At 59.9% G+C, this 15,976-nt stretch carries 14 protein-coding genes; 11 read left to right on the forward strand and 3 right to left on the reverse strand.

Annotated features, from left to right (window positions below):
• The first annotated feature begins 31 nt into the window (after positions 1 to 31).
• The 11 genes from pqqB to WA411_RS05190 all read left to right on the forward strand — a co-directional run bounded on the left by pqqB (position 32) and on the right by WA411_RS05190 (position 12,343).
• The gene (gene pqqB, locus WA411_RS05140) at positions 32 to 961 is read left to right on the forward strand and encodes a pyrroloquinoline quinone biosynthesis protein PqqB (protein ID WP_291908238.1); all 930 of its coding nucleotides are present in this window, start codon (positions 32 to 34) and stop codon (positions 959 to 961) included.
• On the forward strand, positions 958 to 1,713 hold the full coding sequence (gene pqqC / locus WA411_RS05145; protein WP_291908240.1) for a pyrroloquinoline-quinone synthase PqqC: 756 nt from the start codon (positions 958 to 960) through the stop codon (positions 1,711 to 1,713). Before pqqB ends, pqqC begins: the two co-directional genes overlap by 4 nt.
• On the forward strand, positions 1,710 to 1,988 hold the full coding sequence (gene pqqD / locus WA411_RS05150) for a pyrroloquinoline quinone biosynthesis peptide chaperone PqqD (RefSeq protein ID WP_174805016.1): 279 nt from the start codon (positions 1,710 to 1,712) through the stop codon (positions 1,986 to 1,988). Before pqqC ends, pqqD begins: the two co-directional genes overlap by 4 nt.
• Positions 1,985 to 3,142: a pyrroloquinoline quinone biosynthesis protein PqqE gene (pqqE, locus tag WA411_RS05155; RefSeq protein WP_291908242.1), complete on the forward strand. Its 1,158-nt coding sequence runs from the start codon at positions 1,985 to 1,987 to the stop codon at positions 3,140 to 3,142. The genes pqqD and pqqE overlap by 4 nt, the downstream gene beginning before the upstream one ends.
• Positions 3,143 to 3,239: 97 nt before the next feature.
• On the forward strand, positions 3,240 to 5,051 hold the full coding sequence (locus tag WA411_RS05160; protein ID WP_291908244.1) for an alpha/beta hydrolase family protein: 1,812 nt from the start codon (positions 3,240 to 3,242) through the stop codon (positions 5,049 to 5,051).
• Between the two features lie 44 nt (positions 5,052 to 5,095).
• Positions 5,096 to 6,259, forward strand: coding sequence for an alcohol dehydrogenase-like regulatory protein ErcA (ercA, locus tag WA411_RS05165; protein ID WP_291908246.1), 1,164 nt, complete (start codon positions 5,096 to 5,098; stop codon positions 6,257 to 6,259).
• Entirely contained in the window at positions 6,243 to 8,009 is a 1,767-nt protein-coding gene (locus tag WA411_RS05170) for a PAS domain-containing hybrid sensor histidine kinase/response regulator (RefSeq protein WP_291908248.1), read from the forward strand. Before ercA ends, WA411_RS05170 begins: the two co-directional genes overlap by 17 nt.
• Positions 8,010 to 8,115: 106 nt before the next feature.
• A complete protein-coding gene (locus WA411_RS05175) occupies positions 8,116 to 9,906 on the forward strand; it encodes a CotH kinase family protein (RefSeq protein ID WP_291908250.1) in 1,791 nt (596 codons plus the stop codon).
• Entirely contained in the window at positions 9,903 to 10,661 is a 759-nt protein-coding gene (locus WA411_RS05180) for a polyphosphate polymerase domain-containing protein (RefSeq protein ID WP_291908252.1), read from the forward strand. Before WA411_RS05175 ends, WA411_RS05180 begins: the two co-directional genes overlap by 4 nt.
• Positions 10,645 to 11,229: a DUF4956 domain-containing protein gene (locus WA411_RS05185; protein ID WP_069181950.1), complete on the forward strand. Its 585-nt coding sequence runs from the start codon at positions 10,645 to 10,647 to the stop codon at positions 11,227 to 11,229. Before WA411_RS05180 ends, WA411_RS05185 begins: the two co-directional genes overlap by 17 nt.
• A complete protein-coding gene (locus WA411_RS05190) occupies positions 11,219 to 12,343 on the forward strand; it encodes an OprO/OprP family phosphate-selective porin (RefSeq protein ID WP_291908254.1) in 1,125 nt (374 codons plus the stop codon). Before WA411_RS05185 ends, WA411_RS05190 begins: the two co-directional genes overlap by 11 nt.
• On the opposite strand, the gene WA411_RS05195 is transcribed toward WA411_RS05190, so the two are convergent.
• The 3 genes from WA411_RS05195 to WA411_RS05205 are packed head-to-tail and all read right to left on the reverse strand — an operon-like array spanning position 12,315 to position 15,801.
• Entirely contained in the window at positions 12,315 to 13,685 is a 1,371-nt protein-coding gene (locus tag WA411_RS05195) for a sensor histidine kinase (RefSeq protein WP_291908256.1), read from the reverse strand. The two genes, WA411_RS05190 and WA411_RS05195, sit on opposite strands and share 29 nt — an antisense overlap.
• Positions 13,682 to 14,323: a LuxR C-terminal-related transcriptional regulator gene (locus tag WA411_RS05200; RefSeq protein WP_291908258.1), complete on the reverse strand. Its 642-nt coding sequence runs from the start codon at positions 14,321 to 14,323 to the stop codon at positions 13,682 to 13,684. The genes WA411_RS05195 and WA411_RS05200 overlap by 4 nt, the downstream gene beginning before the upstream one ends.
• Positions 14,323 to 15,801, reverse strand: coding sequence for a response regulator (locus tag WA411_RS05205; RefSeq protein WP_291908260.1), 1,479 nt, complete (start codon positions 15,799 to 15,801; stop codon positions 14,323 to 14,325). Before WA411_RS05205 ends, WA411_RS05200 begins: the two co-directional genes overlap by 1 nt.
• Positions 15,802 to 15,976: the final 175 nt, after the last annotated feature.

Here is a 15,976-nt window from a genome sequence, read left to right on the forward strand (position 1 = left end):
GCTGGCCGTTTTGCTTGTGGAGTGACCCACCATGTTTATTCACGTTCTGGGCTCCGCCGCAGGCGGTGGCTTTCCCCAGTGGAACTGTAACTGCGCCAACTGCGACGGCTTCCGCAAGGGTACCCTGAACGCCCGGGCCCGTACCCAGTCCTCCATTGCTGTCAGTGAAGACGGCGAGCACTGGATTCTGTTTAACGCGTCCCCCGACATTCGCGCTCAGTTGGCATCCTTCGAAGCGATGCAGCCGGCCCGTGCTCTGCGGGATACCGGTATTGATGCCATTGTGCTGATGGACAGCCAGGTGGACCACACCACCGGCCTGCTATCCCTGCGCGAGGGACTGCCGTTGGACGTCTGGTGTACCGAACAGGTGCATGAAGACCTCAGCGGTGGTTTTCCCCTTTTCACCATGCTCGAGCACTGGAACGGTGGCCTGAACTGGCAGCGCATAGAGGCGTCCGAGCAGACGCGCTTTACCATTCCCTGCGCACCATCCATCGAGCTGACCGCCATTCCGCTGCTGAGCAACGCACCCCCGTATTCACCGCGCCGGGACAACCCACACCCGGGCGATAACATTGGTCTGTTCCTGAAAGACACCCGTACCGGCCAGACTGTGCTCTACGCCCCCGGACTGGGCGAGCCGGATGACTGTATTCTCGGCTGGATGCGCCAGGCCGACGTGCTGCTGGTAGACGGGACCGTCTGGCACGACGACGAGATGATCCGCCAGGAAGTGGGCACGAAGACCGGCCAGGCCATGGGCCATCTGGCCCAGAGCGGCCCGGGCGGCATGATCGAGGTGCTCGATGCCATGCCGGCCAGCCGCAAGATCCTGATACACATTAACAACACCAACCCGATCCTGGATGAGGATTCCCCGGAACGGGCGGAGCTGACCCGCCATGGTATCGAGGTGTCCTGGGACGGAATGCACATCGACCTGTCGGGGCAGCCATGAACGCCAAAGCCAACACCGCCATGAACCGGACGGATTTCGAGCAGGCCCTGCGCGCCAAGGGCCAGTACTACCACATCCACCACCCGTACCATAAAGCCATGTACGGCGGGCAGTGCACGCCCGAACAGATCCGCGGCTGGGTGGCCAATCGGTACTACTACCAGATCAAGATTCCCCAGAAAGACTCCGCCATCATGGCCAACTGCCCGGACGCTGGTGTGCGCCGGCTCTGGCTGCAGCGGATTCTGGACCACGATGGCCACGACGGCGACGTCGGCGGCATTGAGGCATGGCTATCCCTGGCCGAAGCGGTGGGCCTGAGCCGGGAGGAAGTGATTGACCAGCGCCACGTGTTGCCCGGTGTCCGCTTTGCGGTGGACGCCTACCTGAACTTCGCCCGCCGGGCGACCTGGCAGGAGGCGGCCTGTTCGTCCCTGACCGAACTGTTTGCCCCGGAAATCCACCAGTCCCGACTGGACAGCTGGCCTGCCCACTATCCCTGGATTGAGGAGAGCGGCTACAGCTACTTCCGCAAGCGCCTGTCGGAAGCCAGACGAGACGTGGAGCATGGTCTGACCATCACCCTGGACCACTTCACCACCGAGGCCCAGCAGACCCGGGCCCAGGAGATCCTGCAGTTCAAACTGGACATTCTCTGGACCATGCTGGATGCCATGACCATGGCCTACGGCCACCGTACCCCGCCATACCACACCGTGACCGACGACCAGGTCTGGCACCGGGGTCTGTGATGGAGGTGGGTATGCAGGAGATACCAAGATTTCGCCGGGGATTCCGGTTCCAGTGGGAACCGGCCCAGGAAAGTTATGTGTTGCTGTACCCCGAGGGCATGGTAAAGCTCAACGGCAGTGCAGGCGCCATTCTCAACGAGGTGGACGGTCAGCGTACCGTGGCCGACATCGTCGCCAGCCTCGAACAGCAGTTCCCGGACGCGGGCCCCCTTGGCCAAGACGTGAGTGAGTTCTTGAAGGACGCCCGGCAACAACACTGGATTGAACTGTCATGAGCTGCTCCCACGCGCACAATCAACCCAATAACCCGCATGATGCCGGGCCGCCTCTGTGGCTGCTGGCAGAACTGACCTACCGCTGCCCGCTGCAATGCCCCTATTGCGCCAACCCGCTGGATTTTGCCCAGACTGAACGGGAACTGACCACCGAGGAGTGGGTAAGTGTGCTTCGACAGGGACGGAAAATGGGCGCGGCGCAGCTGGGCTTCTCCGGGGGCGAGCCCCTGGTAAGGCAGGATCTGGTGGAGCTGATCGCCGAAGCGCGGCACCTGGGGTATTACACCAACCTCATTACCTCAGGGCTGGGCCTGACGGAGGCCAAGGTGGATGCTTTTGCCGAGGCCGGATTGGACCATATCCAGGTCAGTTTCCAGGCTTCGGATCCGGAGCTGAACAATGCCGTGGCTGGCTCCCGCAAGGCCTTTGACCAGAAGCTGGCCATGGCCCGGGCAGTGAAGGAAGCGGGCTACCCGATGGTGCTCAACTTCGTGATCCACCGGCACAACATCCACCAGATGAACGACATCATGTCCCTCTGCGAGCGTCTGGGTGCGGACTACGTGGAGCTGGCCACCTGCCAGTATTACGGCTGGGCGTTTGAAAACCGGGAAGGGTTGATGCCCTCGAAAGCCCAGATGGTGCAGGCGGAACTGGAAGTGAACCAGTACCGGCAGCGGCTTCAGGAATCTGGCTCCGCCATGAAGCTGATCTTTGTGACTCCCGACTATTACGAGGAGCGGCCGAAAGCCTGCATGAACGGCTGGGGCAATCTGTTCCTGACCGTGGCGCCGGATGGCACAGCATTGCCATGCCACAGCGCCCGGCTTCTGCCCATTGATTTCCCCAATGTCAGGGACATGGATCTTCAGGACATCTGGTACGACAGCCCGGGATTCAACCATTACCGCGGCGACAGCTGGATGCCGGAGCCCTGTCGTTCCTGCGATGAGAAGGAAAAAGACTTCGGCGGCTGTCGCTGCCAGGCCTATCTTTTGACCGGTAATGCGGATAATGCAGATCCAGTATGCAACAAATCGTCGTATCATGATCGAATACTGGCAGCCAGGAAAGCTGCGGATCACGCCACGGCCGGCCTGACTGGACTGGTTTACCGAAATGCGGACAATTCACGGTTATTCTTCCGGGGCTGAAGATTCCCTGGCCGGGCTGGAAAGCTCTATTTCAGCTTCTACTTTTGCAGGTCTTGCTCATAACAAATCAGTGATGAGTGCCTACGAGGCCTGCGCAATGCATATCCAGCGTGGGGAATTGACCGTGTCTTCGGCCGGTCTGTTCTGGCTGCAGACTGACCCGGCGAGGGGCCGCAACACGCTCTGGCATCTCTCCGATCATGGCCCGGTCCGTCTTGGCCCCGATCATCTTGCAATTCGCAGCCGGGTGAATGGCTACGGTGGCGGTGCTGTCGCAGCGTCAAACATGGGTGTTTTCATTGTGGGTGAGGATCAGCAGATACGGTGCATCAACCACACCGGAGACCAATGCATCAGCCTGACCGATGACCCGGACGCGGCCTACGGCGGTCTGGTGGCCGACGAATCCCGGGAACGGGTTCTCGCCGTGCGGGAGGCCGGCGGCCAGCAGCAACTGGTGGCTGTTTCCATGGCCGGTGAACGAACGGTGCTTCATTCGGGTCAGGACTTCTATAGCGCGCCGGCGGTTTCTGCCGATGGCCGAGAGATAGCCTGGACGAGCTGGCAGCTCCCGGATATGCCCTGGCTGCGCACCCGGCTCTGGACAGCAAACGTTGGCAGTGACGGTCTCCTGGACCAATGCCGGGACTGGCCGACGCCCACCGAAGGGTCTGTTCAGCAGCCGGTATTTGATGGTGATGAGCTGTGGGCACTGTCTGATCATGAAGACTGGTGGCAACCCTGGCGTATCGAGACCTCGGGCGAGGGCGGTTGGAAGACTATCGCTGCGCCGGCGCGGGATCACGCCAACGCACCCTGGCAACTGGGCGAATCCCATCATTGCCCGACAGGCGAGGGTGGTTGGGCGAGAGTCCGCTACTGCAATGGCACCGGCGAGCTCTGGTTGAGCTCCGGCGATACCGGTGAAGAAATCCGGGTTGCCCGGGACTTCGGTGACTTTCGCTGCCTGCAGTCGGCTGGCGGACAACTCTATTGCATCGGACGAGCCGCCAGCCGTCTGGATGCGGTTCTGATGATTGATGCAAAGACCGGGCAGGTTCGAACCATTGCCGGAGGCGAAGAGGCCATGGCAGGTGCCCGTGCTGCTCTGCCTTTGGATATCGAGGTTCCGGCACTGAAGCCGGGTGAAAGCTCCATCCACGGGTTTTTCTACACCCCGAGACTCGCTTCCGCAGACCTCCCGCCACTGATTCTGATCGCCCATGGCGGCCCGACGTCGGCGGCCTACCCGGTGTTCAATCCCCAGGTTCAGTACTGGTGCCAGCGGGGCTTTGCAGTGGCCGAGATCAACTACCGGGGAAGCAGCGGGTTCGGCCGGTCATTCCGGATGGCCTTGCAGGGCCGATGGGGCGAGGTGGACGTCGAGGACATGGAGCGCGCAGCGGATCACCTGGCCTCTTTTGGCCTGGCGGACGGCCAGAGGGTGTTTATCCAAGGGCGCAGCTCCGGCGGTTACACGGCCCTGATGGCGATGATACGGAGTCGGCGTTTCACCGCCGGCGCCAGCATGTTCGGTGTCACGGATCCCATGCGTTTACGGGCCATGACCCATCGCTTCGAATCCGGTTACCTGGATTGGCTTCTGGGCTCGCCAGACAAATACCCTGAGCGGTGGCAGGAAAGAACGCCCTTGCTTCAAGCCGAACGTATCACCGCGCCCATGATTTTTTTCCAGGGCGGGCAGGATAAAGTGGTGGTGCCGGAACAGACCCGGGCGATGATAGAAACCATGAAAGCTGCGGGCCGGGCGCCGGAGCTGCACTGGTTCGAAGATGAAGGGCACGGTTTCCGGCGCCAGGGCAACCAGGCTGGTATGCTCGAATGGATGTTCAGCTTCTACCGAAAGCATAGCCAAAAGGCCAATGATCGCACAGAGAACTTGAGTTAAACTCTCGACTATTCCTATAAAAATAAGCGGTCGGGTGCAGTCTGATGAGTCACGATATCTCTTCCTTGCGAAAGTTTGTGTCACCGGAAATTGTGTTTGGTGCTGGCTCCCGGAAGTCCGTGGCCAACTTCGCCAGTAATTTCGGTGCCCGGCATGTGTTTCTGGTGTCCGATCCCGGCGTGGCGGCCGCTGGCTGGGTCAATGAAATCGTAACGCTGCTGACCGATGCGGGTGTCCGCTCGACCGTTTACACCGGCGTATCACCTAACCCCAAGGTGGATGAGGTGATGACCGGGGCCGAACTCTATAAATCCAGTGAATGCGATGTCATCGTCGCCATCGGCGGCGGCAGCCCCATGGATTGCGCCAAGGGTATCGGTATTGTCGCGACCCACGGCCGCAGTATCCTGGAATTCGAGGGCGTCGACACCATCACCAACCCGTCACCGCCACTGATCCTGATTCCCACCACGGCGGGCACCTCCGCGGATGTGTCCCAGTTCGCGATCATTTCGGACCCCAACCGCCGGTTCAAATTCTCGATCATCAGCAAGGCCGTGGTGCCGGATGTGTCCCTGATCGATCCGGAAGTCACCGAGACCATGGATGCCTACCTCACCGCCTGCACTGGCGTTGATGCCCTGGTGCATGCCATTGAGGCCTATGTGTCCACAGGCAGTGGCCCGCTGACCGATACCCATGCTCTGGAGGCCATTCGCCTGATCAATCGGAATCTGGAACTGCTGGTGGAGAACACCGCAGATCCTTACCTCCGGGAACAGATCATGCTGGCTTCGATGCAGGCGGGGCTGGCGTTTTCCAATGCCATTCTAGGGGCGGTACACGCCATGTCCCACAGCCTGGGCGGGTTCCTGGATTTGCCCCATGGCCTGTGTAACGCGCTGCTCCTGGAGCACGTGGTGGCTTACAACTTCCAGTCTGCCGAGGACCGTTTCCGGCGGGTCGCCGAGGCTATGGATATTGATACCCGTGGCATGGCCAAACCGGAAATCAAGAAGCGACTAATGAACCGCATTGTGGAACTCAAACGTCGGGTTGGACTTGAAGCACGGCTGGCCCAGCTTGGTGTTTCGGTATCCGACATACCGCATTTGTCCGGATTTGCCCTGCAGGACCCCTGTATTCTCACCAACCCCCGTAAGTCATCGCTGCGGGATGTCCAGGTTGTCTATGAAGAAGCCCTCTGACATCAAGGACGGCGAAAACGACAGCGGCTACGGAATTGGCGATCTTCTGGGGCTGGGCAGCCAGTCTGTCCGTAAGAACTATTACCCCGCTCTGCAGGAACGCATTGACGAGCTGGAGCAGGAACGTAACCGCTACAAGTGGTTGTTCGAGAATGCCCTGCACGGAATCTTCCAGGCCAACCTGCGAGGCGGATTTCTGGCCTGTAATCCAGCCATGGCCAGAATCTGCGGTTATGACAGCCCCGAGGCGTTAACTGAGAAAGTCATCCGGCTTCGTGAACAGTTGTTCTGCAGTTCCAGTGAGTTCGATGCGATACGTCAGGAGCTCCTCGATGAGGGCAGCCTGAGTGCCCGGGAAACCCGCTTCCAGCGTGCTGATCGCACACCGGTCCACGTTGCGGTCACCCTGTTGAGGCGCCCGGATCTTGGTCCGGAAGTGGTGGAAGCTTTCGTCGCGGACATCACGGAGCGAGTGTTGGCCCGGCAGAAACTGGAGCAATTGAACGCCACCCTGGAGCGGCGCGTCGAAGAGCGGACTGAAGAGCTGCAGAATGCCAACGTGGGTCTTCGTTACCAGATTGAGGAGCGCGAGAAGGTTGAGCGCGAGCTCTTTGTTGCCATGGAGGCGGCAAAAGAGGCCAACCGCAGCAAGGACAAGTACCTTGCCGCGGCCAGCCATGACCTGCTCCAGCCCCTGAACGCCGCCCGTCTAATGATCTCCGCGCTTCAAGACAGCACGCTCCCCGAGCAGGAAACCCGCATGGTTCACCAGGTTCATCGGGCTCTGGAGGGCGCGGAAGACCTACTTGCAGACCTGCTCGATATTTCCAAGCTTGACCAACAGGCAATGAAGCCGGACCTGGTTTATACCGATGTGGCCACCCTGGCCAAATCCCTTGGAGAGGAGTTCGAGGCCGTTGCCAGCAATGCCGGCCTCGGGTTCCGGGTTCGGACCATTCCGGCGATGGTACGAACGGATCAGCGCATGCTCATCCGTATCCTCCGTAATCTGCTCAGCAATGCCTTCCGTTACACCCGCAAGGGTGGGGTTGTCATGGCTTTGAGATCTCGGGGCGAACGTCTGAGAATTGAAGTCTGGGACACCGGTGTCGGAATCGAGGAAGACAAGCTCAGGGACATTTTCACCGAGTTTCACCAGCTGTTGCCCCAGGGTACTGGCGGGCGTCAGGGTGTCGGTCTTGGTCTGGCCATCGTGGAACGGATGGTCCGGGTACTCGGATACGATATTGATGTGGCCTCAAGGCCCGGCCGTGGTTCCCGGTTCGTACTGACCCTGCCACTGGAACCCGCCCAGGCCAGCCCGGATCTGGCTCGCGCCGATTCGCTGAACAATTTCGCCGATGGTTTTGACGGCGTACCGGTGCTGGTGATCGACAACGAGCCGGCGGTGCTTGAGAGCATGCAGTTGCTGCTTGAGAGATGGGGCTGTGAGGTACTGACGGCCGCCAGCAAGGCCGAAGCTGTAGAGACTCTCGAGCAAACCGGGCGGATTCCCGCGATCATTCTCGCGGATTACCACCTGAACAATGAGCGAACCGGCTACGATGCCGTGCACGGTGTTCGTCGCTTCCTTGGCAAGGATATTCCTGCCGCCATCATCACCGCAGATCGCAGCGACGACACCCGCAAGATACTGCGCGCCCAGTACCTGCCAATCCTGAACAAGCCGGTGAAGCCGAACCGGCTCAGGGCCCTGATGACCAGCCTGCTGACGTCTGCCCCGGCCTGACAGCTCCTGTAAGACGTTCTTACATACAGCCCAAACCCCTTCGCGAAATACTCCCTCAACCGGTTTTCGACACCGGCAGGTTTCAGAACATCTGAGGGAGTAACAGATGAAAATAACAACGTTTGGCCGGAAAACCGGCTATGGACACGGGCTTTGGTCACTGGCGTTTGTCGGCATGGCGCTGCTGGCCGGCTGTGGTGGCGGAGGTGGAGACACCGAGGTTTCGAGCCCTTCCGATTTCGAACCACCTGCGGAGCCCGTGAATATCGGCGGCGATGCCGAACTTTACGATCCTGATCGGCTGATAAACGTGTCGGTCACCATGAGCCCTGCCGATTTCAGCCAACTGAAATCGGAAGCCCGCACCCTGGCCAGCACCGACCGGGAATGTGTCCCCGAGTTCGACTACACGGAATTTTCCGCCAGTGTCACCATCGACGGTGACCGCATGGACCGGGTGATTGTGCGCAAGAAAGGCTACATGGGTTCGCTGAGCCCCAGCATTCCCTCTCTCAAGCTCGATTTTGACGATCTCTGGCCTGGCCGCACCTATCAGAACATGACCCGGATGACCCTGAACAATAACCGTCAGGACCCATCCAATGCCCGCCAGTGCCTGGCCTATGACCAGTTCCGCCAGGCCGGGCTCGCCGCGCCGAAATGCAACTACGCCAGGGTGTCGGTGAATGGGCAGGATCTGGGTGTGTTTACCAATGTCGAATCCATCAAGAAGCCGTTTCTGGCACGGGCATTCGGCGACGACGATGGCAACCAGTACGAGGCCCAGACGGCGGATTTCGGCACCTGGCTGAGCCAGCGTTTCGAGAAGAAAACCAACGAAAAAGAGAACGACCGTACTGACCTGCAGGCGGTTACCGATGCTCTGGCTTTGCCCGATGAGCAGATGGTGAATGTATTGCCGCAGCTGGTGGATGTAGATGAGTTTATCCGGTTCTGGGCGGTGGAAACGCTATTGGGCGCCTGGGATTCCGCCACGGGTAACGCCAACAACTTCCACATCTACCGGGACCCCGCAGACGGCCTGTTCCATTTTATTCCCTGGGGTGCCGATACGGCATTCCGTGGCGCGCATCCCCTCAAGCCCCTGACGGGGGTGCTCTATCGCAATTTCTCGCTGGCCGACCGGTTGTTCAATATCCCCGAGTACCGGGCGCGCTATGAGGCCGAGCTCGAAGACCTGCTGGCCACCCAGTGGGACGAAACCGCATTACTGGCGGAAGTGGAGCGGATTCGCGAACTTACGGGAACCACCGCGGACGCGGCAGCCAGCCTGAAAACCTTTATCAACGGCCGCGGTGAGCCCGGCGATGGCGACTACCGGCCAGCGCGCAGGGCCGTCATTGAACAGGCCATCGCCGAAGAAACGCCCACCGGGGAGGTATATCGGCTTGCGGATACAGAGCCTGACTGCGGTGCCCCGGCGACAACCAGCCTGACCGGCAGCATCAAGTCCGAGGGCGGTGCCGACACGGGAGCCTTCCGCTTTACGCTGCCGGGTGGTCAGTCGGTGAATGCGAGCCTGACTTTTGCTGCCTTTGAGGTGGACAGCCTGGTGTACTCGGTCGATCGAGAGTCGAAGCCGGCCGTCATAAGCCTGCTGCTGATTGGCGCGGATGTTAACGACAATTTCACGCCCTACGTGCTGCAACTGTTTATCGAGGCATCCGATTACGTGCCCGGTACCCATCAGTTCCACGGCTTTGCCACCAACGCTCTGCTGTTCGAAGTGGACGAAAGCCAGCCCGGCGATGTGCGTACCCTGGCCCTGGGCGCGGAGGGCACGATGACCATCACCCGAGCAGGCACCGGCGCCAGTGAGGGAGACGTGGAACTGACCCTGGATGCCACCCTGGAATACGATTCGGGCATCCAATGAACATGGCCGTCACCGGCCCGCGGGAAGGATTCCGCGGGCACAGCCTGGCTGATCAGATGCAGGCCCGTTTGATGAACCGGGTCGACACCAAGTTCCTGGTGCCGGCCCACCGGCTGGATGCTTGCCTGCGTGGATTGGAGCACCACTACTCCATGTTGGAGATCGACGGCAACCGGCGATTCACCTACGACACCCTGTATTTCGACACTCCCGGACGTCAGCTGTACCTGGATCACCACAACGGCAAATTGAACCGGTTCAAGTTCCGCGTCCGCCACTACCGCGAAACCGGGGATAGCTTCCTGGAGGTGAAGAAAAAGAGCAATCGGGAGAGAACCATCAAGAACCGTTTACCGCTCACCTCGCGAACCGTTGCGAGCGGTCATGTGAGCCATTTTCTGGAAGAGCAATTGGGCCTTCCGGTGGCAAGGATGCTGCCGGCTCTTTTTGTCAGCTATCGTCGGATGACCCTGATGAGCCCAAGGGGGACTGAGCGCATCACCCTGGATACCGGACTGGCGTTTCATTCGGCCGACCGCCAGAGCGGTATTCGCTTGCCCGACGTTGCGGTTTTCGAGGTCAAGTATGATCGGAAAATCCCCTGCTCCCCCCTGCTTGACCGGCTTGGTCAGCTTGGCTGCCGACCCGTGCAGTTCAGCAAGTACTGCGTTGGCACCAGCCTGTTGTTCGGCCACGAATGCAAAACCAATCGCTTCAAACCGTTGTTGAGGAGACTCCATGGAATCGGCAGTTGATTTCCATTTTGTGATCCGGCTTTTAATCAATACCGCTTCGGTGTTCGTGCTGATCCGTTGCTACTACGCCTTTTCCCGCCATAGGGAGAACGCCGCCTCGTTCATTCTGTTCGGGGTCGGCGTTTTTCTGGTGACCGCCCTGCTGCATTCGGTCACCGTCACCATGGGTTTTGCCTTCGGACTCTTCGCTGTCTTTTCTATGCTTCGGTACCGAACCGAGGCGCTGGGCATCAAGGAAATGACCTATCTGTTTCTGGTGATTGCCATGGCCCTGCTGGCGGCGGTTGGCACGATGCACCACCTGGAGCTGGTGTGTCTCAATCTGCTGGTCATTGTCCTGGCGCTGGTGCTCGAAACCCGGGTGCTGCTGCCCAGGCATAGCGAGCGAGAGGTGGAGTACGAAAAGATCGAGAACGTCCATCGGGACCGTCGGGAACTGCTCATTGCCGACCTTCGTGATCGCACCGGTCTGGATGTGTTCCGGGTGGATGTGGTGTCGGTCAGTTACCTGCGGGACACCGCCTTGTTGAGAATGCACTTTCGACAGGAGCCCGATCATGTTCGCTGAGCTGAAATGGGCATTGCTGGTTATCGGTCTGACCCTGGCGTTTAGCCTGCAGCCCCTGCTTGTTATGGCGTCACCGCTGGAAGCCGAACTGGGTGGTTATGTTGCCGCCGGTGTCGACCATTACGGTGCGTTTTATGACGAGGATGGCGAGCCCAGCACCACCCGGGGCGTACTGCGAAATGCGAAGCTTGAACTGGAACTGAGCTGGGGAAAGCGCTGGGAGGCAGAGCTGGACGGCAGCTACAAGATCGAAGCCGACAAGAAAGAGCTGGATCTTGGTGATGCCTACCTTGTTTACGATGGCCCGAGCCGGTTCGAAGCCCAGGTGGGGCGCTTCAAAGAACCTTTCGGCCTGGAGCGCCTCGCAAGCTACACCAACCTGAACACCAGCGAGCGTTCGCTGGTGAGTTCGGCGTTCGCACCCGGGCGATCCACCGGTATTATGGCGGGGCAGTATCGCAATCGAGGCACCTGGTCACTGGGTCTGTTTACCGATGAACCCGATGGCGGCTCCACTCACGCCGTAACCGCGAGACTGACCCGTGCCCCTGTTCGTTCAGAGACCCAGACCGTGCATCTTGGCACGGCGGTCTCCTACCGTGACCTCGGCGACAGCCGTTTCCAGATCAAGGATGAGGGGGAGGTGTTCAGCGCCGATAATGTCATCCGCAGCCCGAGATTTGAAGCCCGTGATGCCTGGCTGGCGGGCCTTGAAGCCGCCTGGCTTTATAATCGCCTGACCCTCGTGGCGGAAGCCATGGCCCAGAACGTGCGGCGAACCGACGGGTCACGCTGGCAGTTCGCTGGCGCTTACCTTCAGGCCGGTGTGTTCCTGACTGACGATCAACGCTATTACAGCCGCGGAGAGTTTGACCGGATTGAACCCCGGCATCGGGCGGGCGCCCTGGAACTGGTCGCCCGGCACAGTGCGGTAGACCTGCGAGACAGGAACCTGGGGGGCGAGGCGAATGTAACGCTACTGGGTTTTGCCTGGTATCTGGGCGAGGTGTTCCAGCTGCGCCTCAACTATCTGATACCGGATATTCGCGGCAATACCTTGATGGCCGCGCCGGACGGAGACGCTGTTACCCTCCGCGCCATACTGCGGTTTTAGGCAGCGTGAGGGTTACCTCTGTCCATTGCCCGGGCTCGCTGGTAATCCACATGCTGCCCTTGTGATGTCGCATGATGGTCTGGCAGATGCTCAGGCCCAGCCCCAGGTTGTCCGGTGTATCGCTGGTGGAATAGAACGGATCAGCGAGGCGCTTGATATCCTCCGGCGCGATGCCCTGGCCGTTGTCCCGGATCCGGATGCGATGCGCGGTGTCGGTGCTTTCGGCGGTTATCTCGATTTTGCCGTGCCCGTTGCTGTTGCTGACGGCTGAGGCACCGTTTAGCAGCAGGTTCACGAACACCTGGGTCAGCGCCGATGGGTAGCAGGGAAGCAGGGTCCCGTCCGGAATGTCCATGTGAAGCTCCACGCCTCTCAGTTGATGCCGGCAAAACCCGGTTGCGGTGGCCACCAGTTTGCGCAGATCGGCTGTTTCCAGATTGTGTTCCGGCACGGGACGAGAAAATTCGATCAGGTCAGAGACAATATCGGCGATGCGTTTGTGGTGCGTGCTGGCGTCCGTCAGGGCATCTGCCACTTCGGAATCCCGGTTTACCGAGCTTGCAAAATCCACCGCCTGGCTGGCGCAGTTCAGCGGATTCATGATTTCGTGCAGCAGTCCTTTGGCCATATGGCTCAGAGCCTGTTGTTTCTGCTCCTGGGCCAGTCTCTCTTCCGTGACTTTCAGGGTCTCCAGGGTGCGGGACAGCTGGCGGTTCCGGTCGCGCAGCAGGAACTGGAGAGCCAGCAGATTGCGCAGGAACTGCGACAGGAACCAGGCCGACAGGGGCGCGACGACAAGGCACATCAGAATCAGCCAGTTGGTCAGAATACCGATCAGGGTCTCGGCCACTTCGTGGCTGTCTACCGCCAAAAACGTGCAAAGCACCAGCAGGGACAGGTTAATCAGGATAATCAGGCTGGTGTGCAGCAGAGACAGGGTAATGATGCCCACGGAGCTGATAAAAAAGAACAGCCCCACGATGGGAGCGAGAGTCGCACCTGTTGTGATGTACCCCAGGTAGCTGAACACGGCCATGTTGAAAAATACCAGGTAGACGATCATCGGCGCGGACCGGCGCAGGCGCGTGAACCGGTGAGCGGCAATCAGGCCGGTCAGGATCGCTGTGTAGATCAGGTAGGTGCCGAAAATATCCGGTGCGTCCGGGTTCAGCGCCAGCCCGCCCAGGAACAGCAGGGTGCCGATGAAGGCTATGACCAGGTAAACGTCAGCGAACAGCGGCAGCACCCGGTAGCGATACTGGGTGTGGTAGAAGCGCTCGAAGCGCCGCTGGCGCCAAGCGGGCAGTTGGCGGATCTGATCGATGCCGGAAAGCAGTTTCACTCGGCGGCTCCGTGTTGGTGTCGTTGCATGAACAGTATCAGCTCGGGCAGGCGTTCGAAGCCGAGCTTCACGAATATCCGATCCTTGTAGGAGTGCACCGTTTTGCAGGACACGCCAAGCCGGCCGGCAATGTCCCGCACCGGAAGCCGGCTGGCCATAAGCTGCGCCACTTCCCGTTCCCGTCCGGACAGGGCCTGGTATGCGAGCACGCCCGCCGGTTCGGGCTGCTGGCGCCAATTGCCGATATAAACCTGTCCGTTTCGAATGTAGAACAGGGTCTTGATCAACTCCTGAATTGGCTGATCCTTGGACACCACGGCCTTGACGCCCGCTTCCAGATAGATCGCCATTCGCCCGTTGCTGACCGGCGTGTCCGAAATCAGCAATACCGAGAGAGAAGGGTTCATCGTCAGTGCATGCTCGGCGATGGTCAGCCCGTCGTTGTCCTGGAGGTTTTCTTCAATCAAAAGCACCGTCGGCCTGGCCGCCTGCAGGTGATTGAGGGTTGCAACGCCGGTCTCGGATTCGCCGACCAGTTCGACCTCGCTGTCCAGCAGGATCTGGAACAGCAGGCTGTCACGGAGCAGGCGTTGCCCGATGGTGACGTACAGCCTGAGTCTGCGCTGGCCCGCCACCATCAGTCGGCCCTGGCCGGCAGTCGCAGGCTGACCCAGAGACTCTGGTCGCCCCCGTCGGTATCGATGTCGCCTGCCAGCAGCCGGCTACTTACGAACAGCATCAGCAGGGCGGTTTGCTGTTCCAATAATGGGCGTGAAAGCCGGGTAATGGGCGCCAGCAGGTGGCTGTAAATATGAAACGCATTTGGGTTGGTTACAGTTAGGTGGTCCCCGGCCTGAGTGATCTCCAAAGCAGTGGCCTTCAGGCCCGACGCATTCAGAAGCGTTGCCAGTGAATGGCAGAGCATCATAAGTGGTGTTTGTGTTTCGCTCGCGGCGGCGGGGTTGTCCAATGCGTCGGTCAGGGCCCTTGCAAAGGCTCGTCTGGTCAGGGGGTTGGGTGGTGCGTCTGGTTCCAGGTTGTCCAACTGCCGGCCCACCAACCCGACAAAGTCTCTCATCAGATCATGCTCCAGGGCGGTTTCCCGGCTCGCCCGCAGGTGAGGCGGCTGGGCCGGAAGCGTGCGGATGCTTGTCAGGGCGTCCAGAAAATCGGCGGTTGTCGGTTCGCCGGTAACACTGTCCACTCTGTCAGACAGGTGTTCGAGCAGCCGGGCATGTCGTTGTTGGCGCAGTTCCGCAAACTGTTGCTCGGCCATTGAGCGGGAGCTGTCCCGTGTTGCAACCAGGGCACGATGATGGGCCAGTGCCTTGCGGAAAAGGTTCAACAGTTCATCGGCGCGCCAGGGTTTTCTCTGGTACCTGAAAATCCGGCCTTCGTTCACCGCATCCATCGCCACATCCACTTCGCCCCAGGCCGACGTGAGAATACGGACAATGGTCGGATGCGACTGTCGGAGTTCGTCCAGCAGTTCTTTGCCGTGCATCCCGGGCATTCTCTGGTCGGTCATCACCACGGCAACACTGCCGTCACCCCGGAGGGTAAGAAGGGCTTCTTCGGCACTGATGGCGCTCAGCACCCGGAACTCGGTCTGCATGTGCGCCAGCTGCCTCGACAGGTAACGGGTGGCAGTCGGTTCGTCATCGACAATCAGAATCGCCGGGCTGGGGCCCTCCGGGGCCTCTCCGGTATCCGGAGCGAATGATTGCGCTTCCCGGGTTAGGGCGGCGGCCAACACGTGAGACCGGATGACATCCAGATCGACTGGTTGTTCGAAACAGCGATCGATCAACTGATCATCAAGCAGCGTCACCAGGAGGTTCAGGGCAATGGCATCCCCGATCAGTATCTTCAGGATCGAGGGGTAGCGGTCACGGACCTCTGATAGCAGCGACGATTCGAGGTGACCATCAGGCTGGTCAGGCATCAGTACGATGGCGGCCGGTAGTGTGGAAGCGGAGGCGAGGTGATCGAGGGCAGTCTGATCAGAGGCGAATGCCTGAATCGCGAAATCGTCGCCAAACAGGGTTTCGAAATGGTGCCGTTCCTGGTCATCGTCATATCGGAGAAGGATCTCCGCCACTGTGCTGGTAGCCATTGTTGTGCGGGGGCCTGCTGATGGGTTTTGGAAGAGACTAGCAACGGCAGAGAATTAGTGGTGTAGGAAATTCTTACAAATGGGGCCTGTCCAATGTTGGAAGCGTTGTTCTGTGACGGACTTGGCACTATGGCCTGTTTCAAAGTCAGGAGCGACTACACTTATCACAGGTTTA

Source organism: Marinobacter sp. CH_CUG1437-1 (assembly GCF_037029655.1).
GTDB lineage: Bacteria > Pseudomonadota > Gammaproteobacteria > Pseudomonadales > Oleiphilaceae > Marinobacter > Marinobacter salsuginis.

Bases quoted from the DNA above. Each gene is read 5' to 3' on its own strand.
- ercA (WP_291908246.1), top strand. From the start codon at position 5,096: ATGAGTCACGATATCTCTTCCTTGCGAAAGTTTGTGTCACCGGAAATT.
- WA411_RS05185 (WP_069181950.1), top strand. From the start codon at position 10,645: ATGGAATCGGCAGTTGATTTCCATTTTGTGATCCGGCTTTTAATCAAT.
- WA411_RS05170 (WP_291908248.1), top strand. From the start codon at position 6,243: ATGAAGAAGCCCTCTGACATCAAGGACGGCGAAAACGACAGCGGCTAC.
- WA411_RS05205 (WP_291908260.1), bottom strand. From the start codon at position 15,801: ATGGCTACCAGCACAGTGGCGGAGATCCTTCTCCGATATGACGATGAC.
- WA411_RS05160 (WP_291908244.1), top strand. From the start codon at position 3,240: ATGCATATCCAGCGTGGGGAATTGACCGTGTCTTCGGCCGGTCTGTTC.
- WA411_RS05180 (WP_291908252.1), top strand. From the start codon at position 9,903: ATGAACATGGCCGTCACCGGCCCGCGGGAAGGATTCCGCGGGCACAGC.
- WA411_RS05175 (WP_291908250.1), top strand. From the start codon at position 8,116: ATGAAAATAACAACGTTTGGCCGGAAAACCGGCTATGGACACGGGCTT.
- WA411_RS05190 (WP_291908254.1), top strand. From the start codon at position 11,219: ATGTTCGCTGAGCTGAAATGGGCATTGCTGGTTATCGGTCTGACCCTG.
- WA411_RS05200 (WP_291908258.1), bottom strand. From the start codon at position 14,323: ATGGTGGCGGGCCAGCGCAGACTCAGGCTGTACGTCACCATCGGGCAA.
- pqqC (WP_291908240.1), top strand. From the start codon at position 958: ATGAACGCCAAAGCCAACACCGCCATGAACCGGACGGATTTCGAGCAG.
- pqqE (WP_291908242.1), top strand. From the start codon at position 1,985: ATGAGCTGCTCCCACGCGCACAATCAACCCAATAACCCGCATGATGCC.
- pqqB (WP_291908238.1), top strand. From the start codon at position 32: ATGTTTATTCACGTTCTGGGCTCCGCCGCAGGCGGTGGCTTTCCCCAG.